Origin of the sequence: Brotonthovivens ammoniilytica (genome assembly GCF_025566885.1) — a bacterium.
GTDB classification, from domain to species: domain Bacteria; phylum Bacillota; class Clostridia; order Lachnospirales; family Lachnospiraceae; genus Brotonthovivens; species Brotonthovivens ammoniilytica.
Genome location: NZ_JAOQJQ010000001.1, coordinates 745,114 through 759,179 on the forward strand (window position 1 = coordinate 745,114; position 14,066 = coordinate 759,179).

The following is a 14,066-nucleotide window of genomic DNA, read 5'->3' on the forward strand; positions in this document are numbered from 1 at the left end:
AAGCCTTTTTTCAAATCTTTGTCTTTTTGGTAATCTTGTAAATATATTCTTCTGGGGTAGGGCGTTTATTACCAAAATATTTTTTGAAATTTGCCTGCACTTCTGGGGCGGTGCTATTCATAGCTTCATCAATCGTTGCTTCAATATCTGCCCGAACATCAGCCAATGATACACCGCCAGCTTTTGCACCAGCTTTCAACGCTTTTTTTATATCTCGCTTTTTTAGTCCTATCATAATAACCTTTCTTATCATAATTGCAAATTTATAAATTCATTAGTATTAAAACTGAAATTCAAATACATTACTAAAATCATTGTTCAAGACATAATAAACTTTATTTTTTTCTGTAGAATATACAAATGAAACCCTAGTTGCCCACAAGTCTTTTTGAGAAACAGATTTTAATACTTTAAATGCGTCATTTACTGAAAAATCTTTATCATATCCTGCCAATAACTCTTTAGCCACTTCGTATCTTGTATCCCCAGAAACAATGTACGGCTTTGTTATATCTGGTTTTAGAATAGAATAATTTGTAATAAGTGAAAAATTTTCTTGTTCATATCTATACCCAATTCCGGGTTCAATAATTAAAACTCGTCCTTTTTTATCAGAAAGCATAGCTTGCATAGTAGCATCTGGTGCATAAATAATTTTTTTCTTTTTAACAATGTCCAAGGCTTTATCAAAAGAAATCTCTGCCTTAATGAATTTTTCTGTTAATTCAGATATTGTAATACAATCCTCGCTTTCTATATACCTTGCATTTTCATTACCATGAACATAAAGAAGTGTTCCTACATTACCATTTTTATTTATCCCATGAAATGAATGATACAGACCGTCAGGCATTTTAATACCAATATAAAATCTATTTTCTTCGGTAATTACAGTATGATCCCATACAGAAAGGTCAATATCAAAATTAAAACCAACAATTTTATCTATACCATTGTAAACAAATCTTGTACACATATAATCACTCCTCAAAATACTATTTCAAATAGTCATTTAACTAATCTAATTAGTATTTTAAAATGTTTTTGTAGGAAAGTCAATAAATAATCATAATTTTCTAATTGTGTTATTGACTACACTAATTCAATTAGCTAGAATTGTGTTTGTATGATATTTTGAATGAGGTGCATAACTATGAAAACCACTAAAGAAGCAGTAATAAAAGCAACATCAGACTTAGCAGATGAAAAAGGATTAAATAACGTTTCGTTAAAAGCTGTTGCTCAAAAATTAAACATTCGTACACCATCTTTATATAATCACATAGAAAGTTTAGATAATCTTCTTTTAGAAGTTGCTCATAATGGTATGCGTGACATGAATGAAAGAATGATGAAAATTGCCGTTGGAAAAATGGGGAAAGAAGCAATTAAGTTAGTTTCTATCGAATACCTAAACTATATGATTGAACACCCCGGAGTTTATGAAACAATTCAATGGGCTGTGTGGCACGGAACAGAGGAAACAGCAACCATTTTTAACAACTATCTTTCATTATTAACTACTCTTATCCAATCGTGCAGTCTTAACAAAGACAAAACACTTGAAATATTAAATATGCTTACTGGAATAATTCACGGTTATACAACTTTGCAATTAGGAAACGCTTTTTCTGCCTCAGATAAAGTTAGATTTGAATTAGCTGAAGCGATAGATACTTTATTAGTCGGGATTTTCCAGAAGTATAAATAATATATTTAGGCTTGCAAATCAATACAGAACTGCAAGCCTTTTTCTTTTATCCAACAATCTTCCAGTTGCTATCCTTATGTAGCACAAGCTCATACTGCGATACCTGCGACGCCTTTGTCTGATTATCAAGGAATTTTACAGCAACTTTGACTTTCACATTCTCCCCGTCCTTTGTAAAGATAGGGTTTACCAATTCAGAATAAAGGCAGTCCCTGCCGATAGGTTCAAGCACATTTCCAGCTACATAGTAGGCAAGCTCTTTTTCTGTGGCTGTCGGGTACAGCTTAAAGAATGTTTCCAGAAATGCAGTAGCGTCATTTACGGTATCAGCGTCCACGCTTGCGTCTGTTTCTGGTGTTTTAGGCTCATAGTCTGATTTTTCGATTGCTGGTGCAAGGGTAGGGTTCTGAACGATTACCATATCCCCGTCAGCGTCTACATGGACTTTTACAGTATAGGTTGCTTTCACATTGCTTGTCTGTTCTCCCTCTTTTATCTGCTGATCTACTTCGTAGGTAGCAGAAAAAGTGTCCGTTCCCGACTGTTCGATACTCCACACAATCACATCTGTAACTATGGAGCTGGTCGGTATATCTGTTCTGATTGTATCAACATTCAAGTCCTGCAATTCCTTTGTCAGATAACCTCTGATTGCCTGCGTCCTTGCTTCGATAACTTCTTTACTGTTATTCCATGTATAATAGGACTTCGCAAAATTCTTCACGAAATTTTCTATCCCGTTGGTGTCCTGCAAGCGAAGTTCAATGGTTTCTTTTTCATGGGTCGTGTGCTGGTCGATAGCCGTAAAATTCTTATACACCCCAAAACTCACGCTTGCGATAAGCACCACCCACAACGCAATCACGGTTTTCTGATGTGTGCCTACCTTGACAGTACGCACCTTTCTTTCTTTTAGTTCTTTGATAGTTTCTGTCTGTTTCTTATTCTTCTTAAACATATTTTTCAAGTCCTTTCTATTGTTTTACTCGTCCTGCACCGATTAAGTGCTGTTGCCAGTAACTACTACTTAGGTCTGCATATCCTATCGGGTCGCCTGCATGGTACATCTGATTATTTCCTACATAAATGCCGACGTGGGTTACATACGAACCAGCGTTATAGGTAGAATGGAAAAATACCAAGTCCCCAGCTTTTGCTTGCGAGAGTGGAAGATGTTGGGTAGCGTCATACTGTGCTTGTGCTGTTCTCGGTAAGGAGATACCAGCTTTTCCATAGCACCATTGCACAAGTCCGCTACAATCAAAGGAAGTGTTCGGATTACTGCCACCATACACATACTTCCAGCCTTGATATTTCAACGCTTCATTCATAATCGCTTGTGCCGTTGCATTATCAAAGTGTGCCACGGTCAGATATTGATTGACTAATTCCACATAGAACATATTTCCATAGCCATACCGCCAGCCCCCATTCTTTGCAACGGCTATCGGGTTGGTGTAGGTTACTTTCTTTCCACCCGACTTCTCACGAGCGAAGCTCTCTGCAAGGTTAAAGGTGTGTTTCTTTCCTTTTCCTGCCACATATCCCACATAGCCGCCGCCATAGTTATAGGACTGTATCGCTACATTCAAATCGTCGATACCTTGATTTTTGCAGGAAGAAAGCAGGGACGCAAAATATTTACACCCCTGCTTGATTGAGCTTTCCGTATCTAAGGAATTAGGCGGTAGTCCCAGACTTTCCGAACTCTGCATAACATCTTCTGCCGTACCGCCACTTTCTACTTGAATGATAGCCAATAGCACATTGACATACTCGGAGATACCGTTTTCTCTGGCGTACTTTTCCACCATAGGCTGATGTTTCAAGACTTCTGCGGATAAGTTCATACCCGTAATGCCAGAAGAAAAATTGCTATTCTCGTCGTCGCTGTCCGCACTAATTAACACACCAAAGAAAAGCACCAGAGAAAAGAGGATAGGAAACAGAGTGCCAATGAGAGCGATATGTTTCAGTTTCATTTTTTCTTCTGTCCTTTCTTCATCACAAGGTTACGAGTTTTCTCTGTTGTCTGCTGGTTCTTTTGGACGGTTTGCGTCTGCTGAACCTTTGTCCTACGGTCTTTGGTGTAATTCTGGCGTGTTTCCTGTGATACCATTTTTTCTACATTTTGCCTATGTGCTATCTGTGCCGACTGGGTCGCTTTCTTATCAGAAGCACCAGAAGATAAAGGACGCTCTTTGATAACATTTGTCTTGACTGGTTCACTTGCTTTTGAAGTGGTCGCTGTGGCAGGACGTTTGACTTCCTGCGTTTTTTCCGCACTCGGCTTTGAAGCTGTGGCTGGTCGCTCATGGGGACGGGTAGCTCCCGTTGTCGCTGATCCGTCAGCCTTTCGCTGTGCCTGCCTTGCTTCTTGTGCCTTTTGAAGCTCCATACGCTTGTCAGCGATATTTTGTCTATGCTGTTCCTGCTTTTCCAATCGTCCCGTCTGTCTGGACTGCTGTTCCTGCACCATGCCACGCTTGAAGTCGGACACGCTGGACTTTGCCTTTTCCTTTGCGGAATACACCGCATAAGCGGTCTGTGTCGGCATATCTTTGATATTCTCTTTGACAGCGTTTGCTTTGTCTTTCACTTTATTTTTCGTATCTAAGACAGCACCTACTTTTGAACCTGCACGCTGTCCCATGCTGGAAGTGGTATTGCCCCGATTTTCTTTAGAAGCTGTATTTTTTCTTTCAGCTCGTTTTCCAGCAACGGCACTTCCAGCCACCGCACCAGCGACACCGCCCGAAATACCGCCAGCACTTACCGCCCTTGCAATACGGTGTTCCATACGCCTAGCCCTATGTCGCATAAACAGATACGGTCTGCGGAAAATTCTTCGTCCCATGCTTTGACTATCATTAGCGTTCAAAGAGAACATACTCATTAAGTCGCCCAGCTTCATATAGATACCAGCGAAACATACTATCTGCAAGAACGCCACCATGAAAAATGGATAGTCTGTGGATATGTTATAAAACATACTGGAAATACTGAACGCCACCGTTACAATGAGCGTTATTCCTGCCCGTGTCATAATGGTATTAAACACCCTCACGATTGCCTGCTTTGCCATGCTTTCATAGCTCGGTATCATGGAAAGTAAAAAGCTGATAGGTAAAAACATTGCAAAGATAATAAAAAGTATCTGGCTGAACAACATCATGCCCGTAAGCAAGAATACAAATATTGTTATCCCTAAATTGAAGAACAGTAGGAAGAACACCATGCCTAAACGGTTTACCACCTGCGGTATTGTCAGATTGTTGTTGTCGTTGTCCTCTATTTCTGTTTTCACGACTTCCTCTCTGGTTTTCCCGTCCTCGTCCTCTGGACTTGCCGATACAAGAGCTTCTACACGGTCTGTCCCGATTTCCTCTGCGTTGCTGTTTCCAAATTGCAGAAGTAGCCACGGCTGTTCCACTTGAATAGAAAATAAGCTGTCCCGTATCAAGTCCACGCTGTCCTTGCCCTCGCTTTCAGAGTTGGGGAGCATGATTTTTGTTCCCAAATCAAGTGAAGCGGTACTGATGTCTGATGAAAATTCATTTATCTTCTTGATGTAGTCGGGAGCATAGGCGATAAACGAAGCGGACAACACGAACACTACCACAAAGTTAATAACAGCGTGAAGTGCCTTACTGGTTTCCCGTTTGATAAGTCCCGTATAGGCAACATAAAGTCCTACCACCAAGATAATGAGAAGCAGAAAACCAACATAGAAGCCCGTAGAAGAAAAGCCGTTTTGTGTTACGCCTGCAAGGGTCTGTATGCTTTTCCCGATACTGTCTGCCATATCGTTGATGAAGTCCAGCTTATAGGCTTCCTGCACCACATAGCCCGTGGCATTGCTTAAATAAAGGCTTATCGTCCAGACAAAGTTGGTAATACAGTAAAGCCCGTACTGCACCGATTTTCCGATACCGTCCAGCCAGTTCCACGGAAGCCACGACCAGCTATTATCCACATAAAAATCAAGCTGGTAGTTGGAAAGGGGGTATTTTGAGTAAAGATTTTCTGCGTTTATGGTATCGTCCACAAGCCCCGTCGCATGAGCCACCGTCCCCAAAAGTGAAAGCAGGATAAGGGAGAGTGCCACGACAAACAGAGCCATTTTGAGAAAGTGGAAAATCTTCTTTTTTGTGAACGCACCTTTTATCCTTTCTTTCATCACTCCACCTCATTTCTCTGTACGGGCGGTCTGGTATCAAAGGCGTGCAACAGTTCTTCAAAGACTGGGTGTATCTGCACCACACCGACACGCCCGTATAAGTCCTGCAATAAGCATTGTCCGTTCTCCAAATCACGAAGCCGTTTCTGGTTGTTCTCGTCGTCCTTGTCGATACCGAAAAATTCTAAGGTCTGCTTTATCTCGTTAATGTCAGTAGAACGAAAGGCAAATTTCAAGCCGATATTGTTTTTCAGACTTTCCTTTGACACGTCCCCAGAAGATTGTGTAACGAAATAAACGCCTGCCTGCATAGCTCGCCCAGCACGAACCAGCTTACTTGATAAGGTTTCGCCTTGTGCTACATTTAAGAACGCCCACGCTTCATCAAGGTCTACAATCTTAAAAATGCTTCTGTCGCTGTGAATGAAGTCGAGTGCAAAGGTACTAATCACAATCAGCATAGACACCGACAATAATTCAATGGTCGTGTATTCCTCAAAAGTGGTATCTTTATCTGGCAGTACAAGGTCTGCTACTTGAATGATATTGAGCTGGTTATCCAGACTGATTGCATTTTCCACCGTACCGTCTGAAAACAGCAGGTGTGCAAAGTCGTAGTCCGTGAAGCTGTCGATATGGTCTGCAATATTTCTTGATATGGGCGTATCTTCACGGCGAAGCTCGTCTATCACATGGAGTAAGCCCCGACTGTCGCTCTGGGTAACGGAGCGTACCGCCTTACGAAGTACGGGGAATTTTTCGCCGTCCCTAGAGGAAATACCCGTAAGGAATGTTAAGATGTCGATTGCCAGACTTTCAGCGTCTTTTACATTCTTCATAATCACAAACGGGTCAAGAAGTCCTGCATTGTCCTTGTCGCTGGTAAGATTTACGATATTGATTTCATGGGCTATCTCTGGGAGCGTTTCTTTCCAGTTGCCACGCTCGGCTTTGGGGTCTAAAATGACTGCTTGACCGCCAAACAACACCGAATAATACACCAGAAGATTGTTGCAGAACGACTTCCCACCGCCAAGAGAACCGACGAAAGCAGACGCAAGGGCGTTGGTAACTGTACCTTTTACGCCCTGCGAAGCCAAAGACGGTTGCAGGTACACATTTCTTCCCGTATCAACGGAATAGCCCATATAGATACCCGTAGTTTCTCCTAACTGCTGGGTCGCTCCAATACCAAGCCCAGCCAAGAAGTCTGATTTTACATACTGCACATAGTCATTGATATATCGCTTGCTGGCAGGAAAAAATTCAGAATGAAGCCCCAGCATATCCCCAGCAGGACGCACCAGCTTTACATTGAGGTCGTCGTAAAAGTCTTTGACTTCATCACAACGGCGTTTTAATTCGTCCAAATCATCAGCCGATACACGCACTACATAAGAGAGCTTATACATACTTTCTTTGCTCTGGTCTAAATCCGTTTCCAGCTCGTCCACGCTGTCTAATGCGTCCACCACATTTGAGCTGGTTTCACTTCCTGCTTGATAAGCGTGATTGTCAAGGTCTTTCAATTCCTTTTTCTTATTTCTTACTGTGGTAAGAGCCTTTCTGTTCTCCACGATTTCTACATTCATAGAAGTATCAACGGGGAATGTGAATTGCTGTTGCTGGAAATAGAAGATTTCAGACGACGGGAAATCAAGCTCCCCGACAATCGCATTGACGGTAAAGTAGGATACATAGCTTTCCTTGTCCTCATGCTCCAATCGTAAATACCGCTGGCTTTCCTCAATCACACACCTTGTCGGACGAATAAGGTCGTAGTATTTTATCAGCGTTTCTTTGTTCAATTTTTTCTTTGGTAGCTGGTACTCATAATCTTCATAGGCGATACCGTCCCTGCCGTAAAGATGTTCCATGAGATACCCAAAATCATTGATTTCCAAGCGACGCACCTTAAAACGCCTTGATATTTTATTTTCCAGTAACTTTTCCATTTTCATGTAACGGTTGATTTCATCATTCGGCATGGAAACAAAATCATTCATCAGCGTGTGGTTCACTTCATGGAGAAATTCCGTAAACGTCAGCCACGCCGATTTTTTGATGTTCTTCAGATTGAGCTGTTCTTCCGTAACCATGAGCTTAAAGCCAAGAAAAAAACGGTAGTCCACTTGATTGTCCCCAATCATAGATACTAACGCTTCGGTCTGTTCGTCTATCTTCTGATAGGCAACTTCCTTTAATTTTCCAGTTACCAGTTTCTTTGACTGTTCCTGCATACTTCGTATGGAGCTTTCTGTGGCAATCTGCAAGGCATGAATTTTACCCTCACGGGACTGTGCGATAAGCTGGCGAAAGCTGTCATGCACGATAAATTTCTGCTCTGCGGATAGGAAAGAATAGTTATACGGTATCAACTCATAGTAAGCGAACACCTCATTGTCCTTGTTCCAGACAAGGTTATTGTCAATATATTTTATCGGGAACATAGTTCACACTCCTTACTGCCGTGATTGTTTCATTCAAGGTCTGCTTATGCAGTTTTACGGCTTTTCCTGCATAAGTGATTTTAGGTCGCAGGGCATAGGTTATCTGTGATTTCAAAAAGCTGTACGGCTTCTTTCCGTCAAAAGTTTTCTGCGACATAAACCAAGTGAGAGCAACGGGAATACCAAAATATTTGAGAAATGCTCCCTCAATCATGGAAAGTGGGGGAATATCCCCAAACAGAATGATGATAAATTCTGTAATCACAAACCATGTAATCTGCGTAAAAGTAACGGGAAAGGGCAAGTTAAAGTCATTGATTGCATACAAGACTTTTTCCACGTTCCAGATACCCGTATAAGATTTAATCTTTTTCAAGTTCTTTCAGCTCCTTTCAAAATAGAAAAGGACAGCCATGTTTCAGACTGTCCCTTAAAAGAGAAATACGCTGTCAGTAGCAACAAAGCTTGTTGCTGATCTTCCAGCGTTAATATGGTATCTCGCACATACCTCGGCTTGTTTCAATAAAGCAACCGCCCATATCCAAATCTCGCCCGTAGGCTTCATAGTCAATGTAGTTCTGTAAGCTGGGTGGAATGTCGCCAAGTGCCTGCAATTCGTCTATATAGTAGTAGGCAACGTCTGTCATGGTTTCACAGTCGGGATAATAATAAATATCGTCCTTATGTTCCACGACTTCTTCCAGCGTCCCGTAGTGGCTGATAAATTCGTCCAGACATTCTACGATATAGTCGGGAAGTTCCTCTATCATTTCATACATCTCATTGAGTTCTTCAATGGAAACATACTCGCCAATCGCAATGGGGAAGTTGTCGGTATCATGGATAGCGTATTCCTCATATTGTTCATTCAAGCCGATTTTTTCTTTCACATCTTCCTCGTCAATGGGAAATGTGAACCAAGCACCGACTAAATAGCCCTCATTGTATTTGCCAAGATTAGCAATATAAACCGCCATATCATCCATCATAAGCACCACCTCATTTCCTACTCTGGCAGTTCAAAGATACCGTGTTCTGTTACTAAAAATTTCCCGTGTTCCTGCAAGTGAGAAGCGTAGGCTTCAAAGTCAAAGTAATATTCTTGACAATCCTCGGATAAATGCTTAAATGTCGGGTCGTTCATCAGCTTTTGCCTTGCAACATCTATCATACTTTTGCAGTTGGGATAAACCGTAATCACGTTCCTGCAAATATAAAGTGCTTCTAAATTTTCATACACGGTAAGAAGTGCTGTATATTCTTCTTGCATATCGCTTGAAAGCTGGCGGTACATAAAATCTAATTCATTGAGCTGGTACACGCTTGTATGTTCGTGAACTTCATCAGCATAAGGCAACACCTTTTCGATAATGCGGTAATCCCCACTTTCTGCACCGACACCTAACTTTTCTTCAAACTCGGCAACATCTATCGGCAGGTCGAACCAGTATGATGTTGTTTCTTCGCCAGTTGTTCCTCTCGTTTCCACCAGCACCCTTGTTTCCTGCATTGTTCCTCACGTCCTTTCTGTTGTTTCATCACATCTTTTAAAGTCTGGTACGGCATACCAAACACATATTTAGAAAAATCTTCTAACTGTCTTATTTCATAATCGGCAGGGTTCAGCCGTTTCATTTCCTGCCACACTTTACGCTTGTAAGAGGGCAGGTCGGAAATGTATTCACAGCTGACGTTTGCCTGCATATCCTTAAAAATATCGCTCATTTCATCACTCCAATCTGAAATTTTGGTAAGAAAAAAGCAGTCAATCCTAAGACTAACTGCTTTGTGTGTATGGACATGAAATTGTTTATCAGACATATTGTTTGAAAAATACATTTAACTTTTGCCCTAGTAGTGTTGGGTTATCTGTATTTACTTCATGTCCTGCATTTTCAATAATAGCTATTTCTGCGTTTTCTATCTGTTGTTGCAATTCTAAAGAAGCTTTTTTATTTATCTTATCCTTATCGCCACAGACAACAAGTACCGAACATGATATTTTTTTCAGTTCATGTTTAAAATTAAGTTCTGTCATAGATTTGCATAGATTGATAAAATCTGTTTTCTGAAAACCCATTTTTTCAAATGCTGAACAAGGCATAATACGGAATATCAGATTTTGCATTTTTAACAGATACTTTGGCATTTCATATTGTGTGCCTATTAACACTAATGAGTTCATTTTTTCTGGGTGTTCTATCGCATACTGCATAGCAAGAATACCACCTAAAGAAAGTCCACAAATATTTAGCGGTTCTTCAAACTGTTCACAGTATGTTTCCAATGTCCGATACAATGTATCATAACATGGTATTTTTCCAAAAAGCCAATCTGATAAATTAGGGCATAAAACTTCAAAATCATCATTGAATACTTTTACGGTATCACTCCAACTTTCAGAAGATTGTCCCAAACCGTGAAGCATTATATATTTCATTCCATCACTCCTAGATACTGTGTTTCATATCCACATTATAACATTCGCATATCAGCACCACAATAAAATTTTATGCACCGATAATCTTATTGAACAGCTCTAACAATACATCTTTCACACCGCCAGCGTTGAATACCAAACCGACAGCAATCAAGGCAACTACTAAGAAGCCGATAAGTTTGGAAAACTCACGCTTGAAACCTAAGTAGATACCGATAACCACAATCGCCATAAGCACTAAGCTCTGTGCGTTTGATAAAAACCATTGATATAAATTTTGTCCGAAATTCATTTAATTGTCCTCGCTTTCTTCTAATTGTTTCATTTCATAGTCAGCTTCTTTGCCGACATTCAAAATACACATCAAGACTACGCCGATACCCATTCCCATAGATACCAGCAGGAAATCTTTTAATAATACCCACATTTTTTATCACTCCTAACTTTCCACCAAATCTTTTGCAGGGGTCGTCTGCTGTTTGATTATCATTTTATGCTTTTCTGTGAGCTTTGCCTGCTGTTCGATTGTTTCCATGTAGTCTGTACCGTTTCCTTTATCAATCTTTTTTAGCATTTTCAAGGTTGGTGCTACCTGCCTTTGTACCCAACGCAATGTGCGGTCTAAGGTGTAAGGCTCTGGCTTTGTCGTCAGCTTCAAGCTCTGTCTGTTATCGCCAATAAACCAAGCCCAGCGGTCATTGAGTTTCCATTCATTTTTTCGCTTGTCGGGTTCTTCATCAACAAACCGTACATACTGGTTGATGATAGAAAAGGCGGTCTGCTCTGCGTCATAATAGGTCAGCAAATCTCGTACTGCATAATAGGCACGTTCATTTCTAAGCCGTATCTCAAAACGGTTGATAATGTCGGCTTCTTCAAGCGGTGTCCCTAACTTGACGTACTGCTCATAGTCCTTTTCATAGATACAAAAATACACATCTGATTTCAGCGAACCAAGATAAAGGGTGCGTCCCATATATTCTCTGTCGTCCTCTCTATGCTTGATAAGCTCGCCCGACTGGTAAAACTTATAACTTCTGGACTTTCCGATATATTCCCGTTTTCTGCATTTTTCCGCAAGCTCTGGAATATCCAAAATGCCCGTATGGTCGTTGATAGCAAGGTCGATACGCTTCATCACGCCACCGTCTACGAGTGCGTCCATAAGGAAGTCATACCAGCTTCTTTGCTGTGCCAGCAGATAACTTTCAAACTGCCTGCAACCACGCCCCTTTAATTCTAAAAGGACACCTTTTTCTTCGTCAGCCGACGTATAGATAAAGATGTCCCCTAAAGAATAATGCTCCGTATAACTGTAATGTCCGTAATCTTCATGGAGCATATAATTGATATTCAGTTTTAATATATCTTTGATGATGTGCTGTATATCCAGCGTGGGAAAACGAATTTTCACATAATCAAACAGCATGGTAAGCGGTGCTTCTGGATTGAACTTTGCCAGTTCCTTATGCAGAGTTTCCAGAAGTTCTTTTGACGGCTTCATTTTTCCGCTTTCTATCTTGTTGAGATATTCTCTTGTGATACCAGAAGCCACCGCCAGCCTGCCTTGTGAGATACCGTAAGCAATCCGTTTCTCCCGTAATTCTTTTATCCATTGTTCTTCATTCAGAACCATACCCCCAATCTGTAAAGTGTGAAGTTTTTTAAGGCGACTTCACAACTGATTTTTACTAGAAAACCATATCAGAAGCCTTATGTTTCCTATGTTTTTTGTCTATTGTCTATTTGCAAACGTACCCCTCTGTTAGATACCGAGGGGTTTTACCTGCTGGCGTGGCTTACGCCACACCAGCAACGGCTAGTCCGAGCCGTCGCCTTTCGCTTCGCACGTCGCCGTCCCGTCCTGCCTTGCTTGTGTAAGAGAGCCGATAGTTTGTAAAAAATCATGTCCTTTTGGGACTAAAGGCGTGTAAAATTCACTGATGACGCTTGTTCCTACATCACAATAGCCACGCCCTTTGATACGCTTCTGGAAAAACTGCTTTTTCACATCTGAACCGAACAGCATACCGTAACCTAATTCGCTGATACGCCCAAGTCCCACACGAAAATTGAAGTTATCTCTGATACCGTCCGAGAAATACTTTGCGTCTGGACGCTGGCAGGCAACGATAAGGAAATAACCTGCTTGTCGTCCTAACATAACGATTTTCTTTAACTGGCTAAGTAGGCTTACGCTTTCTTTCGTCCCCAGCATTTCAAAAAACGCCACATATTCATCAAAGATAAGAAAGTAGGGTGGCAGTCCCAGATAGGCGTAGTTTTCGCCCGTCTTATAGTTCGGGTGTCGCTTCATTTCCTCACTTCGCTGTACCATACCCTCATAAAAGGCATTGACGCAATCTATCATTTCTTCTTTGGTGTGATACACATTTCCCATAACTGTCCCTAAGTCTGCAAGGTCAGCGTTCTTCGGGTCTAAGATATAAAGGACAGCGTCGGTATGCAGTAAGGCTTCAATGAGCGTCAGCAGAAAATAGGTTTTACCGCCACCAGTCCCACCAGCAATCAGAGCGTGAGGGAGTGTGTCATATTCCCAGACAAGATTTTTCATCAGTCTAAGACAGCCGTTTTCTGCCCGTACTTCATCAATGGTAATGCGGTTTGCTATCATATCATAAAGCAGAGTGTATTCGATATAGCCGTCATGCAGAGTTTTGTCGGTCAGCTCACAATACAAGCCACTTTCCAATTTATCCTCTAACCGTAAAAGCTGGTCTTGATATTTCCCCAGCGTAATTTCACAGCGGATATGAAGCAAGCCTTTTTCCATTTGATAATAAATCTTCGGAAACCAGACGATTTTTTCCCTTGATCTGCTTTGCAGGTCAGTAAAAAAACCGCTGTCTTGTACGGTATCGGCTTCATACCACTTATTTTCCAGTATCATTCTTGCCAGCTTTTGACGGTGCAGGAGCTTCTTGAAACTGTCGTAACAGAAGCGGTAATACAGAAAAGCGACCAATGCACAAACACCAGTCGCTATCCCTATGGTTATGAAGTTGTAAGGGGAAAGCGTCAATCCGTTCTCTAATAAGCTGAAATGCTCCCAATCGGTACGCATGAGCTGTTTGATATTCAATAGCAGAAGAACCACCACGAATACAAACAGAAGCGTCCCTATGGAAAAATGATAGACAAGGTGCTTGTCGCTGGCTCTGATACGGTGTCCTTTGTTCCAAATTTTACGCATAAATCAATCACTCCTTTCTGGGTATGAAAAAAGCAGTCAATCCTAAGACTAACTGCTTTGTATGTATGGAT

General features: G+C 41.2%; 15 protein-coding genes and 1 pseudogene. 1 reads left to right on the forward strand and 15 read right to left on the reverse strand.

Going from position 1 to position 14,066, the window contains the following annotated elements; translation table 11 throughout:
• Nucleotides 1-10 precede the first annotated feature (10 nt).
• Together OCV88_RS03445 and OCV88_RS03450 are read right to left on the reverse strand one after the other, a co-directional pair.
• Nucleotides 11-235 (reverse strand): hypothetical protein, encoded by a 225-nt coding sequence (locus OCV88_RS03445; protein ID WP_009905044.1) that lies wholly within the window; start codon nt 233-235, stop codon nt 11-13.
• Nucleotides 236-280: 45 nt separating this feature from the next.
• Nucleotides 281-976 (reverse strand): C45 family peptidase, encoded by a 696-nt coding sequence (locus tag OCV88_RS03450; protein WP_009905043.1) that lies wholly within the window; start codon nt 974-976, stop codon nt 281-283.
• 177 nt (nt 977-1,153) lie between these two features.
• Here OCV88_RS03450 and OCV88_RS03455 point away from each other — a divergent pair, with 177 nt between their 5' ends.
• Complete coding sequence (locus OCV88_RS03455; RefSeq protein ID WP_077725006.1) at nt 1,154-1,711, forward strand: TetR/AcrR family transcriptional regulator; 558 nt, start codon at nt 1,154-1,156, stop codon at nt 1,709-1,711.
• Nucleotides 1,712-1,757: 46 nt separating this feature from the next.
• Here the strand turns inward: OCV88_RS03455 and OCV88_RS03460 are convergent, their stop codons facing one another.
• The 13 genes and pseudogenes from OCV88_RS03460 to OCV88_RS03520 form a co-directional block, all read right to left on the reverse strand.
• Nucleotides 1,758-2,669, reverse strand: a complete 912-nt coding sequence (locus tag OCV88_RS03460) for a conjugal transfer protein (RefSeq protein WP_158424214.1) — start codon at nt 2,667-2,669, stop codon at nt 1,758-1,760.
• Between the two features lie 16 nt (nt 2,670-2,685).
• The gene (locus OCV88_RS03465) at nt 2,686-3,693 is read right to left on the reverse strand and encodes a bifunctional lytic transglycosylase/C40 family peptidase (protein ID WP_071143788.1); all 1,008 of its coding nucleotides are present in this window, start codon (nt 3,691-3,693) and stop codon (nt 2,686-2,688) included.
• Nucleotides 3,690-5,891 carry a CD3337/EF1877 family mobilome membrane protein gene (locus OCV88_RS03470; RefSeq protein ID WP_071143787.1) on the reverse strand — a complete coding sequence of 734 codons (2,202 nt, stop codon included), beginning with the start codon at nt 5,889-5,891 and terminating at the stop codon, nt 3,690-3,692. The genes OCV88_RS03465 and OCV88_RS03470 overlap by 4 nt, the downstream gene beginning before the upstream one ends.
• Nucleotides 5,891-8,341 (reverse strand): conjugal transfer ATPase TcpF, encoded by a 2,451-nt coding sequence (gene tcpF, locus OCV88_RS03475; protein ID WP_158424215.1) that lies wholly within the window; start codon nt 8,339-8,341, stop codon nt 5,891-5,893. Before tcpF ends, OCV88_RS03470 begins: the two co-directional genes overlap by 1 nt.
• On the reverse strand, nt 8,319-8,717 hold the full coding sequence (locus tag OCV88_RS03480; RefSeq protein ID WP_004843362.1) for a conjugal transfer protein: 399 nt from the start codon (nt 8,715-8,717) through the stop codon (nt 8,319-8,321). The genes tcpF and OCV88_RS03480 overlap by 23 nt, the downstream gene beginning before the upstream one ends.
• Nucleotides 8,718-8,826: 109 nt before the next feature.
• A complete protein-coding gene (locus OCV88_RS03485; protein ID WP_044298016.1) occupies nt 8,827-9,330 on the reverse strand; it encodes an antirestriction protein ArdA in 504 nt (167 codons plus the stop codon).
• A 17-nt stretch (nt 9,331-9,347) separates the two neighbouring features.
• Nucleotides 9,348-9,851, reverse strand: a complete 504-nt coding sequence (locus OCV88_RS03490; RefSeq protein WP_022620531.1) for an antirestriction protein ArdA — start codon at nt 9,849-9,851, stop codon at nt 9,348-9,350.
• On the reverse strand, nt 9,770-10,066 hold the full coding sequence (locus OCV88_RS03495) for a hypothetical protein (RefSeq protein WP_044298020.1): 297 nt from the start codon (nt 10,064-10,066) through the stop codon (nt 9,770-9,772). Before OCV88_RS03495 ends, OCV88_RS03490 begins: the two co-directional genes overlap by 82 nt.
• Nucleotides 10,067-10,154: 88 nt before the next feature.
• Entirely contained in the window at nt 10,155-10,781 is a 627-nt protein-coding gene (locus tag OCV88_RS03500; protein ID WP_022620533.1) for an alpha/beta fold hydrolase, read from the reverse strand.
• 70 nt (nt 10,782-10,851) lie between these two features.
• Nucleotides 10,852-11,073 (reverse strand): hypothetical protein, encoded by a 222-nt coding sequence (locus OCV88_RS03505; protein ID WP_002323342.1) that lies wholly within the window; start codon nt 11,071-11,073, stop codon nt 10,852-10,854.
• Nucleotides 11,074-11,187: pseudogene (locus OCV88_RS03510) on the reverse strand (DUF3789 domain-containing protein); the annotation flags it as partial.
• A gap of 33 nt (nt 11,188-11,220) precedes the next feature.
• On the reverse strand, nt 11,221-12,417 hold the full coding sequence (gene mobT / locus OCV88_RS03515) for a MobT family relaxase (protein WP_022620534.1): 1,197 nt from the start codon (nt 12,415-12,417) through the stop codon (nt 11,221-11,223).
• A gap of 183 nt (nt 12,418-12,600) precedes the next feature.
• Nucleotides 12,601-13,995 carry an FtsK/SpoIIIE domain-containing protein gene (locus OCV88_RS03520; protein WP_158424216.1) on the reverse strand — a complete coding sequence of 465 codons (1,395 nt, stop codon included), beginning with the start codon at nt 13,993-13,995 and terminating at the stop codon, nt 12,601-12,603.
• Between the last annotated feature and the right edge of the window lie 71 nt (nt 13,996-14,066).

Bases quoted from the DNA above. Each gene is read 5' to 3' on its own strand.
- OCV88_RS03445 (WP_009905044.1), bottom strand. From the start codon at position 235: ATGATAGGACTAAAAAAGCGAGATATAAAAAAAGCGTTGAAAGCTGGT.
- mobT (WP_022620534.1), bottom strand. From the start codon at position 12,417: ATGGTTCTGAATGAAGAACAATGGATAAAAGAATTACGGGAGAAACGG.
- OCV88_RS03460 (WP_158424214.1), bottom strand. From the start codon at position 2,669: ATGTTTAAGAAGAATAAGAAACAGACAGAAACTATCAAAGAACTAAAA.
- OCV88_RS03490 (WP_022620531.1), bottom strand. From the start codon at position 9,851: ATGCAGGAAACAAGGGTGCTGGTGGAAACGAGAGGAACAACTGGCGAA.
- OCV88_RS03455 (WP_077725006.1), top strand. From the start codon at position 1,154: ATGAAAACCACTAAAGAAGCAGTAATAAAAGCAACATCAGACTTAGCA.
- tcpF (WP_158424215.1), bottom strand. From the start codon at position 8,341: ATGTTCCCGATAAAATATATTGACAATAACCTTGTCTGGAACAAGGAC.
- OCV88_RS03495 (WP_044298020.1), bottom strand. From the start codon at position 10,066: ATGAGCGATATTTTTAAGGATATGCAGGCAAACGTCAGCTGTGAATAC.
- OCV88_RS03500 (WP_022620533.1), bottom strand. From the start codon at position 10,781: ATGAAATATATAATGCTTCACGGTTTGGGACAATCTTCTGAAAGTTGG.
- OCV88_RS03465 (WP_071143788.1), bottom strand. From the start codon at position 3,693: ATGAAACTGAAACATATCGCTCTCATTGGCACTCTGTTTCCTATCCTC.
- OCV88_RS03485 (WP_044298016.1), bottom strand. From the start codon at position 9,330: ATGATGGATGATATGGCGGTTTATATTGCTAATCTTGGCAAATACAAT.
- OCV88_RS03520 (WP_158424216.1), bottom strand. From the start codon at position 13,995: ATGCGTAAAATTTGGAACAAAGGACACCGTATCAGAGCCAGCGACAAG.
- OCV88_RS03450 (WP_009905043.1), bottom strand. From the start codon at position 976: ATGTGTACAAGATTTGTTTACAATGGTATAGATAAAATTGTTGGTTTT.
- OCV88_RS03470 (WP_071143787.1), bottom strand. From the start codon at position 5,891: ATGAAAGAAAGGATAAAAGGTGCGTTCACAAAAAAGAAGATTTTCCAC.
- OCV88_RS03505 (WP_002323342.1), bottom strand. From the start codon at position 11,073: ATGAATTTCGGACAAAATTTATATCAATGGTTTTTATCAAACGCACAG.